Raw genomic sequence first — 16,264 nt, forward strand, 5'->3', positions numbered from 1 at the left:
CCGAATTTCTTCGCACATACAGTTGCAATTGCAGCTGTTAAAGTTGTTTTACCATGGTCAACGTGACCGATTGTGCCCACGTTAACGTGTGGCTTATTACGTTCAAACTTAGCCTTAGCCATGTTCATCTTCCTCGTTTACGTCGAACACAGGTATAAACAACTCAGTATCGACACATCGCCTAAAAAATCAAACACCAAATACTTGAAAAGCAGACTAATAAGCCTGCTTCTTTAAAAAATTTGTAGAAATTCTACTAAACTGTAATCTGGAGCTCTTATCGAGATTTGAACTCGAGACCTCTCCCTTACCAAGGGAGTGCTCTACCACTGAGCTATAAGAGCAAATATAAAACTTCAAATGGAGCGGGAGACGAGGGTCGAACTCGCGACATGTAGCTTGGAAGGCTACCGCTCTACCAACTGAGCTACTCCCGCACGATGTTGGTACAAAGACCACTTTCTTGAAGTCTTAAAATTGGTGGTGAGGGAAGGATTCGAACCTTCGAAACTTTCGTAGCGGAGTTACAGTCCGCCCCCTTTGACCGCTCGGGAACCTCACCATTTTACACTTACTTCAGTGTCGCTCTTTACTCAACCCACTCAACTTTCTAAGATGGTGCCGGCACACGGATTCGAACTGTGGACCTACTGATTACAAGTCAGTTGCTCTACCAACTGAGCTATGCCGGCGTTTCTTAGTGTTTCGTACGTTTCGTATCGGAACGGTGTGCAGTTTAGCAAAACTCAAAATCCTTGCAAGTGTTTTTTCAAAAAAAACGTCAAAAACTCACAAAATCAATCCGTTTGACGATAATTCAACCGCTTTGATCACTGCGCGAGCTTTTATTTGGGTTTCATTCCACTCAGATTCAGGATTTGAGTCATAAACAAGCCCCGCTCCTGCCTGAACATACACCTTATTTTCACGAATAACGCAGGTACGAATTGCAATCGACATGTCCATTTCGCCATGCCAGCCTAAATAACCAACAGCACCACCAAAAATTCCACGTTTTACGGGCTCAACTTGGTCAATAATTTCCATCGCACGGATTTTTGGCGCACCTGAAAGTGTGCCTGCAGGGAAAGTTGCTTTAAAAACATCCAAGGCATCCACATCATCACGAACTTCGCCTTGCACATTGGAAACAATATGCATGACATGCGAATAACGTTCGATCACCATTTGATCAGTCACTTGCACTTTGCCAATTTTCGAGACACGACCGACATCATTTCGACCCAAGTCAATCAGCATTAAATGTTCAGCAATCTCTTTTTCATCCGACAGCAAGTCTTGTTCAAGCGCTAAATCTTCTTCTTTGGTTTTACCACGTGGACGCGTTCCTGCCAGCGGACGTACGGTTGCAATCCCATTTTCAAGACGTGACAAAATTTCAGGGGACGAACCGACAATATGAAAAGGTTGATTATTTTCCAAAGTTTGTCCTTGCACCAAGAACAAGTAAGGCGATGGATTCAAATGACGTAGCGCGCGATAGACTTGTAAAGGTTCACCATCAAAGTCAGAGACCATACGATGCCCTGGCACCACCTGCATCACATCTCCAGCACGAATATACTCTTTCACCTTTTCAATCGATTCTAAGAATTTTACTTTGCCCGTGAGTGACTCAAAATGCGGTGCAGTATGCGGCGTAGCTTTTAGACTAATTGGCCTTGCGAGTAAATCTTCCAATGCATCCAATTGCTGCTGGGCTTGGTTATATGCATCCGCGTCAACCACATCGGCATGCACGATCAGGAATAAAGTATCTTTTAAGTTATCAAACACAATCACTGTTTTAGACAGCATCATCCAAATATCAGGCAAACCCACTGGATCTGCTTCTGGCGCGTTGTTTAAACGCGGTTCAATATAACGTACCGCATCATAACCAAAGTAGCCCACCAAGCCCCCTGTAAAGCTTGGCAGAGCAGGTAAATCAGCTTGAGTAGGTACTTTATACCGCGACTGAAAATCCCGGATGAATTGGAACGGATCTGTACAGGGTTGCTTTTCTATAGTGCCGTCGGCTTGTTGAATGGTTAGATCACCCGCGTTGCATGAGAACACGGTAGATTCACCTAAACCAATAATAGAATAGCGTGCCCAGTTCTCCCCACCTTCCACAGATTCAAACAAATAGGCTTGCTTATGCTCTTTTAGGCGCGCAAAGACGGACAATGGTGTCTCAGTATCGGCTAAGCGCTGACGATAGACAGGAATCAGGTTATAACCTGCTGTTTTGAGTTGATCGAATTGAGTTTGCGTTGTCATGAGTGTTCTCTATTTTTTCAATATGGCGTGATCAGTTTTTAAAATTAGTGCTTGGAGTTTCGCCATCGAAAAGTCATATGTTTACTCATGTTCATTCCTTCGTTTGCAAAGTTACCCGATCAGTTCACACAGATTATCCACCACATGCTGTGGCTGACAGTCTAAAATATTTTCACCATGATTATAGCCGTAGCTGACCACAACACAATCAATACCCGCACGGCGTGCAGCCTCAACATCATTGGATGAGTCCCCAATCATTAAGACCTGATCTTTGCTTTGCGCATATTGCTCAACACAGTGTAACAATTGGCGCGGATGTGGCTTCCGTTCTTCGAAACGATCGCCGCCGATGACATCAGCAAAATAATGGGTCATGCCTAAGTGATCGACAATAGCACGTGCAGGCAATTCAGGTTTATTGGTCACACAAATCATGGTTTTCTTTTGTGCCAAGCCCCATTCTAAAAACTCAAGAATGCCATCGAAAGGCTGAGTTTCCACACATGGGTCGGCATTATAAATTTTTAAAAACGTATCCAACAATTGTTGTTGCTGGGCAGGATCAACTTTACCTGTTAAATGTTGCAAGGTACTTTGACAAAACAGCGCTGTTCCCTTCCCAACCCAGACCCGCACCTGCGCTTCAGTAACGGTAGGCAGCTGCAAAGCATTCAGGCTCATATTCATGGCACGATGTAAATCTGTTGCTGAATCCACCAAGGTTCCATCTAGATCGAAAAGTAAAACCTCTCGCTGCGCCACATTTGCAATATTCATTCACCCTCACCCATTTTTATCATGTACTGCCCAAAAACAATCAAGGCATGCTTGTGCATGCCTTGATTGTAGTGTGATCTGCGTTTTATTTGAACATCAGCCAAGCAATAATCGCTAAAATAATCAAGACAATAATCGAGATTAACCCCAGCGAGGCATTTTTCTGAGTTTCAGCCTCTTGTTCAACCTGTACTTTTGGAGCCTCGTTGTTCTCAACCTGAGGCACGCTAGGCGCAGTCAAATCCACCCCTGCAGGAATAGGAGCGGGTTTCGGAATACCGACATTTTGCGGCATACCGTCACGCGTTAAACTCACATTACCATCGCGTTCTTTTAGCTCAGGCATGCCCTGATCGTTCATATGCTGTGCTGCCGTTTTCGGCAGTTCTGGCTCAACAACAGGCGCATCAGCACTCACTTCCGCTTGAGCCGTTTCTGAAGCAGCTACTGCTTCAGATGGCTGGCTAATCGGTGTTTCAACCACAGCTGCGCCCAAAGTTGCAGCCTCTACCGATTCCACCACATCTTCTAACGCTTTAGCAGGCTCAAAGACCGAAAACTTTAAGCTTGCAAACTGGACGATATCACCCTGCTTCAACAACGTTTCTGCCGCAATTTGCACATCATTCACATACGTGCCATTTGAAGAACCCAAGTCTTGTAGCCATAAAGCCTGTTCTTTCAGTAAAAAGGCCGCATGTTTACGCGAAATTTCAGATTGTTGTAATACAATATCCGCTGCTTGATGACGACCGACCAACATATCACGGTCAATGCTAATTTCCTGACCCGTTAATTCGCCAGTAATTGCTTGTATTTTCCAAGTCATGACTTATCTCTCTATGTGCTGATTTATGATAACACAGAGAATATTCTTTACCATTTCACCTTCCCTCACAGACGAATGGCAGGACAGCTAGGCTGAACCTATCGAGACATTCTCAGTATATCGCTCAGGGATGGAATAGCTTGTCGATACCGCCTGAGCCATGTGTGCCACGCGAGCACCTTGAACATTTTCCATCATCAAGTTCAAGCCAATCTGGGGATGAACCCTTGGGTATAGCTGACGCGAGGTGGTATTTTTAGGAACACTCGCAATCGGCTGTTTACGAATCGCAGGCTCAATAGCCACAGGTGTTGTTTCAACCATCGGTTGCGTTGTGGTTGGACTGCTTGGCACTTGTTGATACGATTGTGGCAAGGCCGGTTTGGTTGATGTCACAGGCAAACGCTGTTGGAAAACATCATCGACATTTTCAGGCAACTTGGCAAAGCTACCATCTTTATCCATGGCCAACTGCAAACTATAAAGCTGACTGTAGCGCTGCTGAGAAAGGCGACGTGCAGACTCTCCATCTCCCACAATCGTCGGATGAATGAAAACCAGCAAATTGCGTTTCTGATCTGACTTGCCATCTGAGCGGAACAAACGCCCCAATCCCGGTATTGCACCAAGGCCTGGGATCGATTGGCGTGAATAAGATGTGTTATCTGAAATCAAGCCACCTAAAACGATGGTATTGCCATGTTCCGCCAAGACTGAGGTTTTAATCGCACGCTTACTGGTGACCAAATCCTGCGCCTGACCTTTATTGGCTTTGACATCCGAGACTTCTTGTTCAATCTCTAAGCGGATGGTTCCACCTTCACCAATATGCGGCACCACTTTAAGCGTTACACCTACATCTTTACGCTCGATGGTGGTGTAAGGGTTGGCTGTACCTGAAGAGGTGGTAGAAACTGAGCCTGTTACAAAGGGTACATTTTCACCCACGACAATATAGGCCTCTTCATTGTCCATGGTGACAATCGATGGTGTAGACAGCAAATTCGACTTGGTATTACTTTTTAATGCTTGGATCATCGCGCCATATAACTGACGCGAGCCATCACTGCCTTCTTTATAATCCCCAAGGATTAACGAACCACCCGCGCCAATTGCACTTGCAGCCCCCGCACCACCCCCCGTTAAATAGTTTGCAGCAATACTCTTGAGACTCGAACCAATATTGTCAAAATTGATAATCCCAACACCACTGCTTAAATCACCCATCGCCCATTGCACGCCCAACTGGTCGGCATCATTGCCTTCCACCTCGAGAATAGTCGCCTCAATCAGGACTTGCTGACGGCGGGTATCCAACTGTTGAATAGCGGACTCAATTTCACGCATCAACTGAGGGTCAGCCTTGACCACCAACGCATTTTGCGAACTATCGGCAATAATACTGACCCCATTACTGTTAAAGCTGGTGATGTTGTTCTGATTGCGATTGGACTGGCTATTTAAGTTAATACTTGGGGTAGAAATCTGTGAAGATGAACCTTCACTCGAGCTATTACTTTGGTTATAGCTCGAATTACTATTGTTATTGCTGTCGTTAGACTGGCTAGAATTAACAGCCTGCCCTGAGACCAAACCTTGTAAAATTTCGGATAAACTTTTGGCGCTGGCATATTTTAAGCGGAACACTTTCAATCCGCCTAGACGCTCCGCAGCAGGTACATCCAGCATCTCGATCATTTGGCGAATACGTTTACGCGTCGCGGTATCTCCTTTTAGAATAATCCGATTGGTCCGATTATCTGCAATGATTCGTATTCTGGAACCCTTTAAATCTTTGATTGAGCCCGTTCCGCTCATACTTTCCAACAACCCAATCATTTCCTCAGCCTGACTCGACTGCAACGACACCGCTTCGATGTCATTTTGTCCCGTCCCATCCAAGTTACGGATAATGGTCTCAAGCTGATAAATGTTGCTGGCACGATCTGACACAATCAGTGCATTGGTGCCATTCACCGCAGATAAATGCGCAAACTGCGGCATCAATGGACGCAGTGCAGGAATCAAGTCATTGGCATTGGTGTTTTCCAGCCAAATCACCCGCGTCACAACCTGATCGCCTGTGGCACGATGACGAACATCATAGGGAATGCCTGAGCTTTTGACATTACTGTCAGGCACAATTTTAATGGTCCGTCCAGAAGGAATCGCGACCACACCATTGACATTCAAGACCCCTAAGAACAAGTCGTAGACTTCTTGCTTATTCAACGCTTTGTTTGAAATCACCGTGACATTGCCGCGTACCCGTGGATCAACTGCAAAGTTTTTCCCAGTGATATCCGCAACTTCATTAATAAATGCAGTTAAGTCCGCATCACGCAGATTAATTTTCCATGTTTGTGCATAGCTGGCTGTACTCACCATAGCAAGCAAAGGCGCTGCGATTGTCAGTGCCCAAACAGGGCGGTGATTCAATAAAGCCATAAATCCAAGTCATTCCTAACTAATATTGGTGATGTTCGATCACTGAAAATTCTGTTGTACCGTAATGATACGATCACCACGTTTCACTTCTATTTTTACTTGTCCTTCACGGCGCGCACGTTCTAACAACTGCGCGTCGTTTTGTCCCTGTCCGATCGTTTGACCATTTAAAGACATAATCTGATCCCCTGCCTGCAAGCCTAAACGGCTTCGCAGTGCAGCTGGTGTTTGCTCCGTGACTTGATAACCTTGCCCTGTATTATTTGTATTTACACCCAAATCTTTTAAATATTGCTCACGATCTTGTTGTAAGTTCTGTACTGCTTGGCCTAATGCTTGCTGCTCTTGACTCACAGCAGGCGCTACAACGGGTGCTGTTGCTGGGGGCACAATTTGCTGATCTAAATTATCAATCCCTTGAAAGAATAATTCTCGGGTTTGCCCACTGTTATTTTTGAGAATCGCGCGATCCCAATACACCTCTGACAAATAATAAGCGCTGCCTTCGATGTTTTCCCCCACTCGATAACGCTCTGCCACATTATTTGCCTTAATCACGGCAGATGAGAACTGACTGGGTTGTCCAACCACCACCCCTTGTAGCTGTAAATTGAGCTGATCATCTGCGGGATTCTTACTTTGCTCTGCAAATAACGCAAAATTGGTAATATTCGGAACTTGAGGTTGCTGCGAACCCAATTCAACGCGTGGCATTTGCATGACTTGTGGTGGCGCCACCCAAACCCAAAATAAGCCAGCCAACTTCCAGCATAGTGCCAAGATCAAAAGCATTAAGCACAGTGGTGCTACGCGTTCAAACTGTTTGAGATTCAGTTCTGGTAATTTTTGCAGATCAAAACCCATTAAAAGCCCCCACTAAGTAAAGGCTGACGTGAACTCACCACATAACTATCTAGGCCTGCTTTGCCTTGATATGACGGGACATTCAACATGAGTCGCTGGGTTAATTGCACATCTAACATCAGACTTGGGTCGATGGTCAGGTTCATCAGTTTTTGTTGTCGTTGATCGCGTAAATCGACCATCAGCTTATTTTGCTCCTGCGACAAACGACCCGCTAACGATGGAATCTGCATTTGTTGTGGGCGCTGCGCAAAGATATACATGAGTTCGCCGCCTGCCCATTGTATCCCCCCATCCACTTGGTCAAATCCCTGCTCTTTTTTATAATTAAAATCAATTTCTTGTAACTGAATCGCATTACTCGGCCATTGCCAATTGGCCAACGACTTTAACGTTTCGGGTGCAATTTGTCCGTTTAAATCACGCACCATTATTTTTTTCCCAAACCCATAGGCCAAAACGCCTTCAAGCTTGGTATTGGCACTATAAATTTCGAGATTCGCACCTGCACGAAGCAGCAGTAAATCTAAAGGTCGGGTGGTCCAAAGAACAGTTCCACGCAATTTTCCAGTTTGCCAATCGGCCTGTCCATGCCAAATATTACCGCTGACGTTATGTAAAACTTGGTTGTTTTTATAAAATTTTGCAATGAGCCATGCCGCAGGAATTTGCAGCAAAACAAAAATTAAAAAGGCAACGACTGCAAACATCCACCACGTGATGTATTTAGGTTTTGTGATTCTCCCACCACGAACTTTCAATTATTCTTCCTTGCTTCATTTCTTGTCTTTCTTTGATAGACATTATGCATAATTTTACAACAACACCAAACTTTAACTATAAAAAAAACCAAGCAGATGATGCTTGGTTTTTTGAGCTTATGTCACATCTGTGACAAGGTGATGACTTAGATTAGAAAATCTTCAAGCTTCGCACCTTTTTCTAACTGAGCCACTAACCAACGTGGTTGCTTACCACGGCCAGTCCATGTCTCAGCAGCATTGCCTTTGTTACGGTAACGCGGTTCAACCGACTTACGTGTGCCTTTTTTACGCTTAGTCGCGCCAAACTCTAAAATTTGCTCAATGCTTAAACCTACATTTTCCGCAATCGCGTTAATTTGGGTATAAGCATCTTCAATTGCTTGATCTTTTTTAGATGCAATTAAAGCTTCCGCTTCGATTTGTAGACGCTTTAACTCTTCTACGGATAAATTACTAATATCTGGCATTACATTAACTCCATTAACCAACATTTTATTTACTGAGTCTATTTAATAATATTTTGATTAGACCAAAGACTCAACTCATCCATGACTTAAACAACAATACTTAGACAGTATTTATATAGTCTAGCGACTTTTAAAATAAATAAAAAGATATTTATATTTGGTGACCGACGGTTAACTCAAATTCTTTGAGTTTTTGACGCACCAGTTCAGGAATTAATGTTTTCTGCATATTGGTTTTATCGACACAAACAATGACCGCTTCTGCTTCCGCAACGAATGCTTGTTGCTGTTCACTCCATAATAAATAGTGCATACGAAATGCACTATTTCTGAGTTCTTCAATACGCGCACTAATTTTTAATTGATCTGGATAAAATACTGGTTTTAAATACTTGCACTGATTTGATGCAACAACAGTCAGCACATCAGCAGATAAAATACCCGTATGTTCAATATAAGCCAAACGCGCACTTTCAACATAACGATAATACATTACATTATTAACATGACCAAAGGCATCCATATCCCCCCAAGCCACGTGTTGAGTATAAACCAATGGGTAATCTAAAACGCTCTGCATTATGCACCTATATTTTCATTTCTACAAAATTTGCATTATTTTCAAAAATTAAATTTAACTGTTTAATTAAATCTTCATCACCATTTAAGGTCGATTTGATTCTTAAATAGTTCATTAATACATTATCTGGATATAAACTTAATAACGCATCTGCCTGCTCTTGCATGCCTAAAGCAGTATAAATATGCCACTTGGCAAAACTTAAAACCGGCACACTCGTATACTTCGCTTCCCATACTTCAATGTGTTGCTGCAAGTCCACATAATCGGGTTGCTGTTTCAAAAGTTGCTGCTGGAACCACAAATAAAATACTTCCGAATTAAACTGCTGATTGAGTAAATAAATCGACAAGTGTTCATGCTGTTCACTCATGTCTGGCATACGTGCTAATAACTTAAGCCACAGCAGTTGAACATCATAACTGCGGCTGAAAATCTGATCAGATAAGTCCAAATAACGTTGTTTTAAATCCTCTAAATTTTCATAATTGGCTTGATCAAATTTTATCAACAAACGCTTCAGCCATGCTTTTTTCACATCTTGATCTAAATGACCATATTGGGTTGAGCGTAAATACAGCCACGGAAACTGAATCGCAAAACGCCCCCATAGCTCTTTTAAACACGCTTCATAAGCGGTTTGCACATCTTTAAGCCAAGGTGACAGTTCATGTTGATTGAGAAACTCAAGATGAGTTAAAGCCTGTTCTGCATCTTCTTGTGCCAAAAACAGCTCAATGCGCTGCAGTTCAGCCAACTCAAAGGCCATAGCATTGCTTTGGCTCAAGGCGCTTAAGGCTTCAGGGAACTGCTCCTGCATCAAATACAAACGTGCATCAATAATACTTTTGAGCAAGCCCGACTGCGCGAAGGCATTTTGAATAAAGGCTTGTTGATCTCGGCCTGCATCCAATAACCAAATCACAGCCAGTTGTTCATAAGGATGCAAACTTTTAAAATCAAAAACAGTTTCCGCTTTGCGTTTTTCTCGACTGAGATAACGCTTTAGCCCCAACCAAACCAAATGCAAGCTAAAACTGAGCAACGCTAGCGCAATAAATACGATCCAGAGATTGGTTTGTAACTGCCAGTCATGCCAAAACACGTAGACATAACCTGCACCATGCCCATAACTCAAGACACTCAACGCAGCAATTGCAATTAAACTCACCAAACCATAAGCAATCAGTATTTGTTTCATTCCATTACCCCAACAACGCACGCGTACTTAAAATAGGCGTTGGGACAACCACCAATGTTTTCAGCTTATTCAGTTGTTTCAACAGCTCTTTGGCTTTAGGGTCTGGAAGTTGTTGGATCAACAGCATCACTTCGGTTAAGTCTTTTTGATATTCGGTATATTGCCCTGAAGCTAAGGCTTGGCGTGCCAACAATAAGCGTAACTGGGCTTCTTTAAGCACAATTTGTCGTTGCATTAACGCTGTTGCAGGTGCTTGTGCAGGTTCGAGCCTCAACCATTGCTTCCAAAAAGGTTCAGACGCATCACGTGTGGCACTTAACTGAGGTTGTTGTATTTCCCGACTCAAAGCCAGATCAATCTGTTGCAGCTGACGGTTAATCAGCGCTTGCTGCTCATTGCGCTCAGCCACAAACTTCTGAATGGTTTGCATATCTCGCGCTATCACCTGATGCAAACTTTGTTTCAACGCCACAGCCAAGTTATATTTTTCTAGCTGCATATCTAAAAAGGCCAGCTTATCGGTGGCCACCACATACTGCTGTTGCTTTAAGGCAAACTCAACCAAGTCCAGCTGTTGCTTGATAAACAAAATTGGATCAATGCCCTCAACCACCAATTCGGCGGGTTGGCTACTCGTCACATTCGCTGCTGCTGGGTCTTGTTTCAAAGTTTCTTTTTGACGCTGCATAGCCACGACTTGATCGTTCAAATTGGCGCTGCGCTGTTCGATTTGGTGCATTTCATTGAGCAAAGTAACTTGCTGTGTACTCAGCCCCCATACGTCATAACTTAGCTTCGCAATCCACGCCAATGCAGCCATCAATACAATTATAAGAATCTTCTTCATGCGTTCCCTTGCTCACTTTGTAACAACTGTACAATCGTGGCTGTCTTTAAATCTTTCAGTACACTCATTTTAAACAGCACATGCATTTGCTGTTGATACTGCTTCAAAATCTGTGCCAAACGCTCACCCAACACCAAAAAGTGTCCTTGTTGCAGGAGCTGAATATTTGAGTCCAGCAGAGCTAACCAATTCAGCCAACTGGCCTCACTGCTGATCAGTGCGACGTAGTGATTATGTTCTGATAAACATTGAATTAATTCAGCCTGTTGCTGCATCGTTTCACTTGGACAGCGACGCTCATACAAAACAAAGTTCAGTATAAGACGCCCGTGTTGCATTAAGGTGTCCATCATAAACTGACGCCCACCTTCTCCTCGCCAAAATGCAATACTCGCATCACTGGCTAAGTTCTGCAAAACAGGCAGTTGTAACATCCCTTCAGAGGTTTCCACCTCAGGCACCACACTGTCCACACCATATTCAGCCAAAGCCTGCGCTGTTTTTTGTCCAACCGCAATCCATTGAATATGCTGTAAATCGGACACCGTTAAACCGTTTTGCAGCAAATGTGCCATACCAAACTGCACAGCACTGGGGCTGACCACCACAATCACTTGGGTGTGCGCTAACTGTCGATACAAGCGTGCCAGATCATGATCCCATGCTCTAGGCAACAACTCCAGTAACGGCAATGGATAGACCTCAACAGCCTGTTGCTCTAGTGCCATCGTGAGGCTTGCCGCGCGATCAACAGGGCGCGTATTAATAAACAGCATCGTTAAGACATATTAGTGATAAAAGGCTTTGAGTAAATCACCTGCACCTTGAGCCAATAACTCTTGTGCAAGGACAACCCCCAAATGTTCGGCTTCAGCGGCATCACCCGCCACTTGTGCTTTGAGTAGCGTTTGCCCATCGACACTCCCCACACGCCCTTCGAGCTGAATGCGGTTGTCTGCTAAAGTGGCATAGCCTGCAATGGGTACCTGACATCCACCTTCAAGATAAGCATTGAAAGCACGTTCAGCGCGAACACAGGTATCGGTTTCTACATGCAGTAAAGGATGGATCAAATCCAATACCGCTTGATCATTTGCACGGCACTCTAACCCTAAAGCGCCCTGACCCACGGCAGGTAAACTCAACTCAGGTCGAATGGTATGACGGATACGTTCTGCCAACCCCAAGCGTTTTAATCCCGCACTGGCCAAAATAATGGCATCGTACTGACCCGCATCCAATTTAGATAAACGCGTTCCCACGTTGCCACGTAAATCGATAATCTCTAGGTCGGGTCGTTGTTTTAAAATTTGGCATTTACGGCGCAAACTCGAAGTGCCGACCTTTGCTCCTTGTGGCAATGCATCAAAACTCGCGTAACTATTCGACACAAAAGCATCTAAAGGATCTTCCCGTTCACAAATGACGGCCAGCGACAAGCCTTCAGGCAAAGCCATTGGAACATCTTTCATCGAATGCACTGCCAAATCAGCACGGCCATCCAACAAAGCGGCTTCAAGCTCTTTGACAAATAAACCTTTGCCACCAATTTTTGCCAATGGCGTATCTAAAATTTTGTCCCCTTGAGTAACAAAGGTCACCAACTCTACTGTGAGCCCCGCATGCAATGCTTCTAAACGAGCACGAATATGTTCAGCTTGCCAAAGAGCAAGCGGGCTTTGTCGAGTAGCGATCTTTAGGGTTTTCATAAATTTTAGTATGTGCCAATAAGAATGAAACTATCTTAAACTGAATTTCCCCCATTGGAAATGTATTCAGTCCGAAGTGCCCCGTCTCATCAGCAGCAGAGTCATTAAATTGGTGTGCTAAAGCTTATGTAAGCGCTCACGCAAGCCCGGCAAATGTCGTCGACTCACCGCTAGACGCTCATCTAACTCACGGCAACGCACTTGATACTGCCCAGAGTTGACCACTTCAAGTCCTTCTAAAAAATGAACAGAAACCAAAGCATTACGGTGGATACGAATAAAGGCATCCCCAAACTCATGCTCTAAGTCTTTTAAGGTTTCATCAATTAAGACACTGCCATTTTTATGGCGTACCGTGACATATTTTTGATCCGCCAAAAAATAATAAATATTTTCAATGGGCACCAATTCCACACCACGATAGGTTTTCGCTGCGATTTGATGTCGCTTTACGTTAAATTCATCCATATTTTCTTTTTGTTTTATCTCGCTCATTTGAGCTTGGGTTAATTTAGTGAGGTGACCAAGCACCTGTTGCAATTCCTGTTGCATCACTGGTTTTAATAAATAACCTTCAGCATGTGACTTAAATGCATCGAGCGCATGTTCATCATAAGCCGTACAAAACACCAAAGCAGGCATCGGCTCAAGCTGACGCAAATAATGCGCACAAGTCAAACCATCCATTTCTGGCATTTGAATATCTAAAAGTACCACATCTGGTTCATATTGTTGAGTTAATTCAATTGCTTGTTGACCATGTGAGGCTGTTGCCACCACTTGATGTCCGAGCTGACTCACCAATCTAGACAAACGTTCGATTGCTAAAGGCTCATCATCACAAATTAGGATGTCCATTTATCTCCTCCCCAACAGTCACCTTGTTTATTTTTATAGGTTCACTGCGGCTTATTTATATTGATACTGCACAACAGTGGTATACATTCCCTCCCCTGCATATGTTTGAAAGCTCACAGTTCGCCCAAAATATGCCTCTAGGCGCTGCTTCACATTTTCAATGGCAATACCATGTCCTTGTCGTTTATGAATTGTTTCCTTTGTAAATGGGTTGGTTATGACGATATTAACTTGATTTTGCAATATTTCAATCAGTACACTTATCGTACTCTTAGTTAAAAATTTTTCAACACCATGAAAAATACTATTTTCAAGTAAAGGTTGTAAAGTTAAGAGTGGAATTTGTACCTGCTTACACAATTCGGCATGTTCGATTTTCCATTCAACCTGTAAACGATCTCCCAAACGAATTTGCTCAATCGCCAAATAACGCTGACACAACTCAATTTCATCACTGAGCTTGACCAGTTTGAGTTCTTGGAAACTGGCTCTAAACAGACGCGATAGATTGAGCAACATCTGTTCGGCTTTATCTGGATCAATCGCGATCAAGCTAATCACATTATTTAAACTATTAAACAAAAAATGCGGGTGGATACGGGCTTGCATCGCCTGTACCCGTGCATTCAGCTCACTGTTTTGCTGCCTAAACCATTGCTCTCTTAGGTACAAATAACGAAAACAAAAGCTGCCTAACAACAAGCCATAACCCAAATGCAAAGCCACATCATTCCATAAGATGGCTGAAGTCAAACCTTTGAAACTAAAATTAGCTCCAAAGAAGATCAGTATATTAAGGCTGAGCGTGGTCACCAACACAATGATCTGCAATAGAAAAAAGCCTGACAATAAAGTCATACCCAGACCCAAATTCTGCAACTTTTTTTGTCCATATTGCATCAGCGCAGCAAAAGACAGTAAAACCCAATTAATGTAAAGCATATAGCCCAGCACATGCTCAAACACCAAGTTTGACCAAGACTGTGCCTCGGCCAAAGCCAACAGCATGGCCAACAAATTTCCCCCAACAAATAATTCCAACAAATGCGGCCATTGCACGATTTTGCTAAATAAATAAGAGATATTTGGCTTAGCCATACTGGAAGTTAAACTTTGCGCATCTTGAACTTCGGCAAGTTGTCTTGAATTTGTTATACTCATGCGAGTTCTACCGCTTTTTATCTTATTGAGCCGACATGACCACATCTTCTAATTCCTCAAATCCGTCACAAGCCCAAACTTCGGGTATGTGGGGCGGTCGTTTCTCTGAAGCTACTGATGCCTTTGTTGCTGAATTTACAGCATCTGTACAATTTGACCAACGCTTTTATAAACAAGATATTGCAGGTTCTATTGCTCATGCGACCATGCTTGCAAAAGTTGGCGTTCTGACTGAACAAGAACGCGATGACATCATCAATGGCTTAAACACCATTCAAGCTGAAATCGAAGCGGGTCAGTTCGAATGGCGTATTGACCTAGAAGATGTGCACATGAACATTGAGTCGCGTTTGACTCAACGGATTGGCATCACAGGTAAAAAGCTCCACACCGGTCGTAGCCGTAATGACCAAGTGGCAACCGACATTCGCCTCTATGTCCGCGATGAAATCGATGCCATTTTAGAATTACTGAAAAAATTACAAAAAGGTATTTTGAGTATTGCTGCTCAAAACACGCATACCATTATGCCGGGCTTCACCCACTTACAAACGGCACAGCCCGTGACTTTTGGTCACCACCTGTTGGCATGGTTTGAAATGTTAGTCCGTGACTCTGAGCGTCTCATTGACTGCCGTAAACGTACTAACCGTATGCCTTTAGGTTCAGCAGCACTTGCAGGTACCACTTACCCAATCGACCGCGCATTTACAGCAGAGTTACTGGGTTTTGAAGCCGTTTCTGAAAACTCACTCGATGCAGTATCTGACCGTGACTTTGGTATTGAATTCAATGCTGCGGCGTCTCTGATCATGATGCACTTATCACGCATGTCAGAAGAACTGATTCTTTGGACATCTGCACAGTTTAAGTTTGTAAACATTCCAGACCGTTTCTGTACTGGCTCTTCAATCATGCCACAAAAGAAAAATCCAGATGTTCCAGAGTTAGTGCGCGGTAAAACAGGCCGTGTCTATGGCGACCTGATGAGCTTGTTAACACTGATGAAAGGTCAACCGTTGGCGTATAACAAAGACAACCAAGAAGACAAAGAACCGTTGTTTGATGCGATTGATACCGTGCGTGGATCGCTCATGGCTTTTGCAGACATGATTCCTGCTTTGGTGCCAAACATTGAAATCATGCGTGAAGCAGCGCTGCGTGGTTTCTCAACCGCAACGGACTTGGCTGATTACCTTGTAAAAAATGGCGTAGCTTTCCGTGATGCACATGAAATTGTGGGTAAAGCCGTTGCTTTAGGTGTTCAAGAGTCAAAAGATCTTTCTGAATTGACTCTTGAACAACTTCAACAGTTCTCTGACTTAATTCAAGCGGATGTATTTGAAAAAGCACTAACCCTTGAAGCGTCAGTCAATGCACGTAACCACATTGGTGGAACTGCACCTGCGCAAGTAGAAGCTGCAATTGAACGTGCCCATGCGCGTTTAGAAAAACTTTATGCTCAATAAGGAC

Annotated in this window: 16 protein-coding genes and 4 tRNA genes; 1 reads left to right on the forward strand and 19 read right to left on the reverse strand. The window is 43.6% G+C overall.

What is annotated here, in order from left to right:
• The 19 genes from KVY11_RS13685 to KVY11_RS13775 form a co-directional block, all read right to left on the reverse strand.
• The coding region (locus tag KVY11_RS13685; RefSeq protein ID WP_228151030.1) for a GTP-binding protein at positions 1-122 on the reverse strand (122 nt) is incomplete at its 3' end.
• A gap of 147 nt (positions 123-269) precedes the next feature.
• A tRNA-Thr gene (locus KVY11_RS13690) sits at positions 270-344 on the reverse strand.
• Between the two features lie 17 nt (positions 345-361).
• Positions 362-437 (reverse strand) — tRNA-Gly (locus KVY11_RS13695).
• A gap of 41 nt (positions 438-478) precedes the next feature.
• A tRNA-Tyr gene (locus KVY11_RS13700) sits at positions 479-562 on the reverse strand.
• 54 nt (positions 563-616) lie between these two features.
• Positions 617-692: transfer RNA gene (locus tag KVY11_RS13705), tRNA-Thr, on the reverse strand.
• Positions 693-789: 97 nt separating this feature from the next.
• Complete coding sequence (gene trpE, locus KVY11_RS13710; RefSeq protein WP_218289269.1) at positions 790-2,283, reverse strand: anthranilate synthase component I; 1,494 nt, start codon at positions 2,281-2,283, stop codon at positions 790-792.
• A 111-nt stretch (positions 2,284-2,394) separates the two neighbouring features.
• Complete coding sequence (locus tag KVY11_RS13715; RefSeq protein ID WP_218289270.1) at positions 2,395-3,063, reverse strand: HAD-IA family hydrolase; 669 nt, start codon at positions 3,061-3,063, stop codon at positions 2,395-2,397.
• Between the two features lie 85 nt (positions 3,064-3,148).
• Positions 3,149-3,892, reverse strand: a complete 744-nt coding sequence (locus KVY11_RS13720) for an FHA domain-containing protein (RefSeq protein ID WP_218289271.1) — start codon at positions 3,890-3,892, stop codon at positions 3,149-3,151.
• Between the two features lie 87 nt (positions 3,893-3,979).
• Positions 3,980-6,340, reverse strand: coding sequence for a type II secretion system secretin GspD (gene gspD / locus KVY11_RS13725; RefSeq protein ID WP_218289272.1), 2,361 nt, complete (start codon positions 6,338-6,340; stop codon positions 3,980-3,982).
• Positions 6,341-6,379: 39 nt separating this feature from the next.
• Entirely contained in the window at positions 6,380-7,204 is an 825-nt protein-coding gene (locus KVY11_RS13730; protein WP_218289273.1) for a type II secretion system protein N, read from the reverse strand.
• Positions 7,204-7,914, reverse strand: a complete 711-nt coding sequence (gene gspN, locus KVY11_RS13735) for a type II secretion system protein N (RefSeq protein WP_078425920.1) — start codon at positions 7,912-7,914, stop codon at positions 7,204-7,206. The genes KVY11_RS13730 and gspN overlap by 1 nt, the downstream gene beginning before the upstream one ends.
• Positions 7,915-8,111: 197 nt before the next feature.
• On the reverse strand, positions 8,112-8,435 hold the full coding sequence (locus KVY11_RS13740; protein WP_004692786.1) for an H-NS family nucleoid-associated regulatory protein: 324 nt from the start codon (positions 8,433-8,435) through the stop codon (positions 8,112-8,114).
• A 151-nt stretch (positions 8,436-8,586) separates the two neighbouring features.
• Positions 8,587-9,015 (reverse strand): thioesterase family protein, encoded by a 429-nt coding sequence (locus tag KVY11_RS13745; RefSeq protein WP_004978627.1) that lies wholly within the window; start codon positions 9,013-9,015, stop codon positions 8,587-8,589.
• Positions 9,016-9,022: 7 nt separating this feature from the next.
• Positions 9,023-10,216, reverse strand: a complete 1,194-nt coding sequence (locus KVY11_RS13750; RefSeq protein ID WP_218289274.1) for a heme biosynthesis protein HemY — start codon at positions 10,214-10,216, stop codon at positions 9,023-9,025.
• Between the two features lie 4 nt (positions 10,217-10,220).
• A complete protein-coding gene (locus KVY11_RS13755) occupies positions 10,221-11,063 on the reverse strand; it encodes a hypothetical protein (RefSeq protein WP_218289275.1) in 843 nt (280 codons plus the stop codon).
• Positions 11,060-11,839 (reverse strand): uroporphyrinogen-III synthase, encoded by a 780-nt coding sequence (locus KVY11_RS13760; protein WP_218289276.1) that lies wholly within the window; start codon positions 11,837-11,839, stop codon positions 11,060-11,062. The genes KVY11_RS13755 and KVY11_RS13760 overlap by 4 nt, the downstream gene beginning before the upstream one ends.
• Before the next feature lie 12 nt (positions 11,840-11,851).
• Positions 11,852-12,772 carry a hydroxymethylbilane synthase gene (hemC, locus tag KVY11_RS13765; RefSeq protein WP_218289277.1) on the reverse strand — a complete coding sequence of 307 codons (921 nt, stop codon included), beginning with the start codon at positions 12,770-12,772 and terminating at the stop codon, positions 11,852-11,854.
• A 117-nt stretch (positions 12,773-12,889) separates the two neighbouring features.
• Complete coding sequence (locus KVY11_RS13770) at positions 12,890-13,630, reverse strand: LytTR family DNA-binding domain-containing protein (RefSeq protein WP_078390091.1); 741 nt, start codon at positions 13,628-13,630, stop codon at positions 12,890-12,892.
• A gap of 51 nt (positions 13,631-13,681) precedes the next feature.
• Positions 13,682-14,836: a sensor histidine kinase gene (locus KVY11_RS13775; RefSeq protein ID WP_171518781.1), complete on the reverse strand. Its 1,155-nt coding sequence runs from the start codon at positions 14,834-14,836 to the stop codon at positions 13,682-13,684.
• On the opposite strand from KVY11_RS13775, the gene argH reads away from it, so the two are divergent.
• The gene (gene argH, locus KVY11_RS13780) at positions 14,827-16,260 is read left to right on the forward strand and encodes an argininosuccinate lyase (protein WP_058868743.1); all 1,434 of its coding nucleotides are present in this window, start codon (positions 14,827-14,829) and stop codon (positions 16,258-16,260) included. The genes KVY11_RS13775 and argH overlap by 10 nt on opposite strands.
• Positions 16,261-16,264 lie beyond the last annotated feature (4 nt).

It is taken from the genome of Acinetobacter sp. CWB-G5 (genome assembly GCF_019209785.1).
GTDB lineage: Bacteria > Pseudomonadota > Gammaproteobacteria > Pseudomonadales > Moraxellaceae > Acinetobacter > Acinetobacter johnsonii.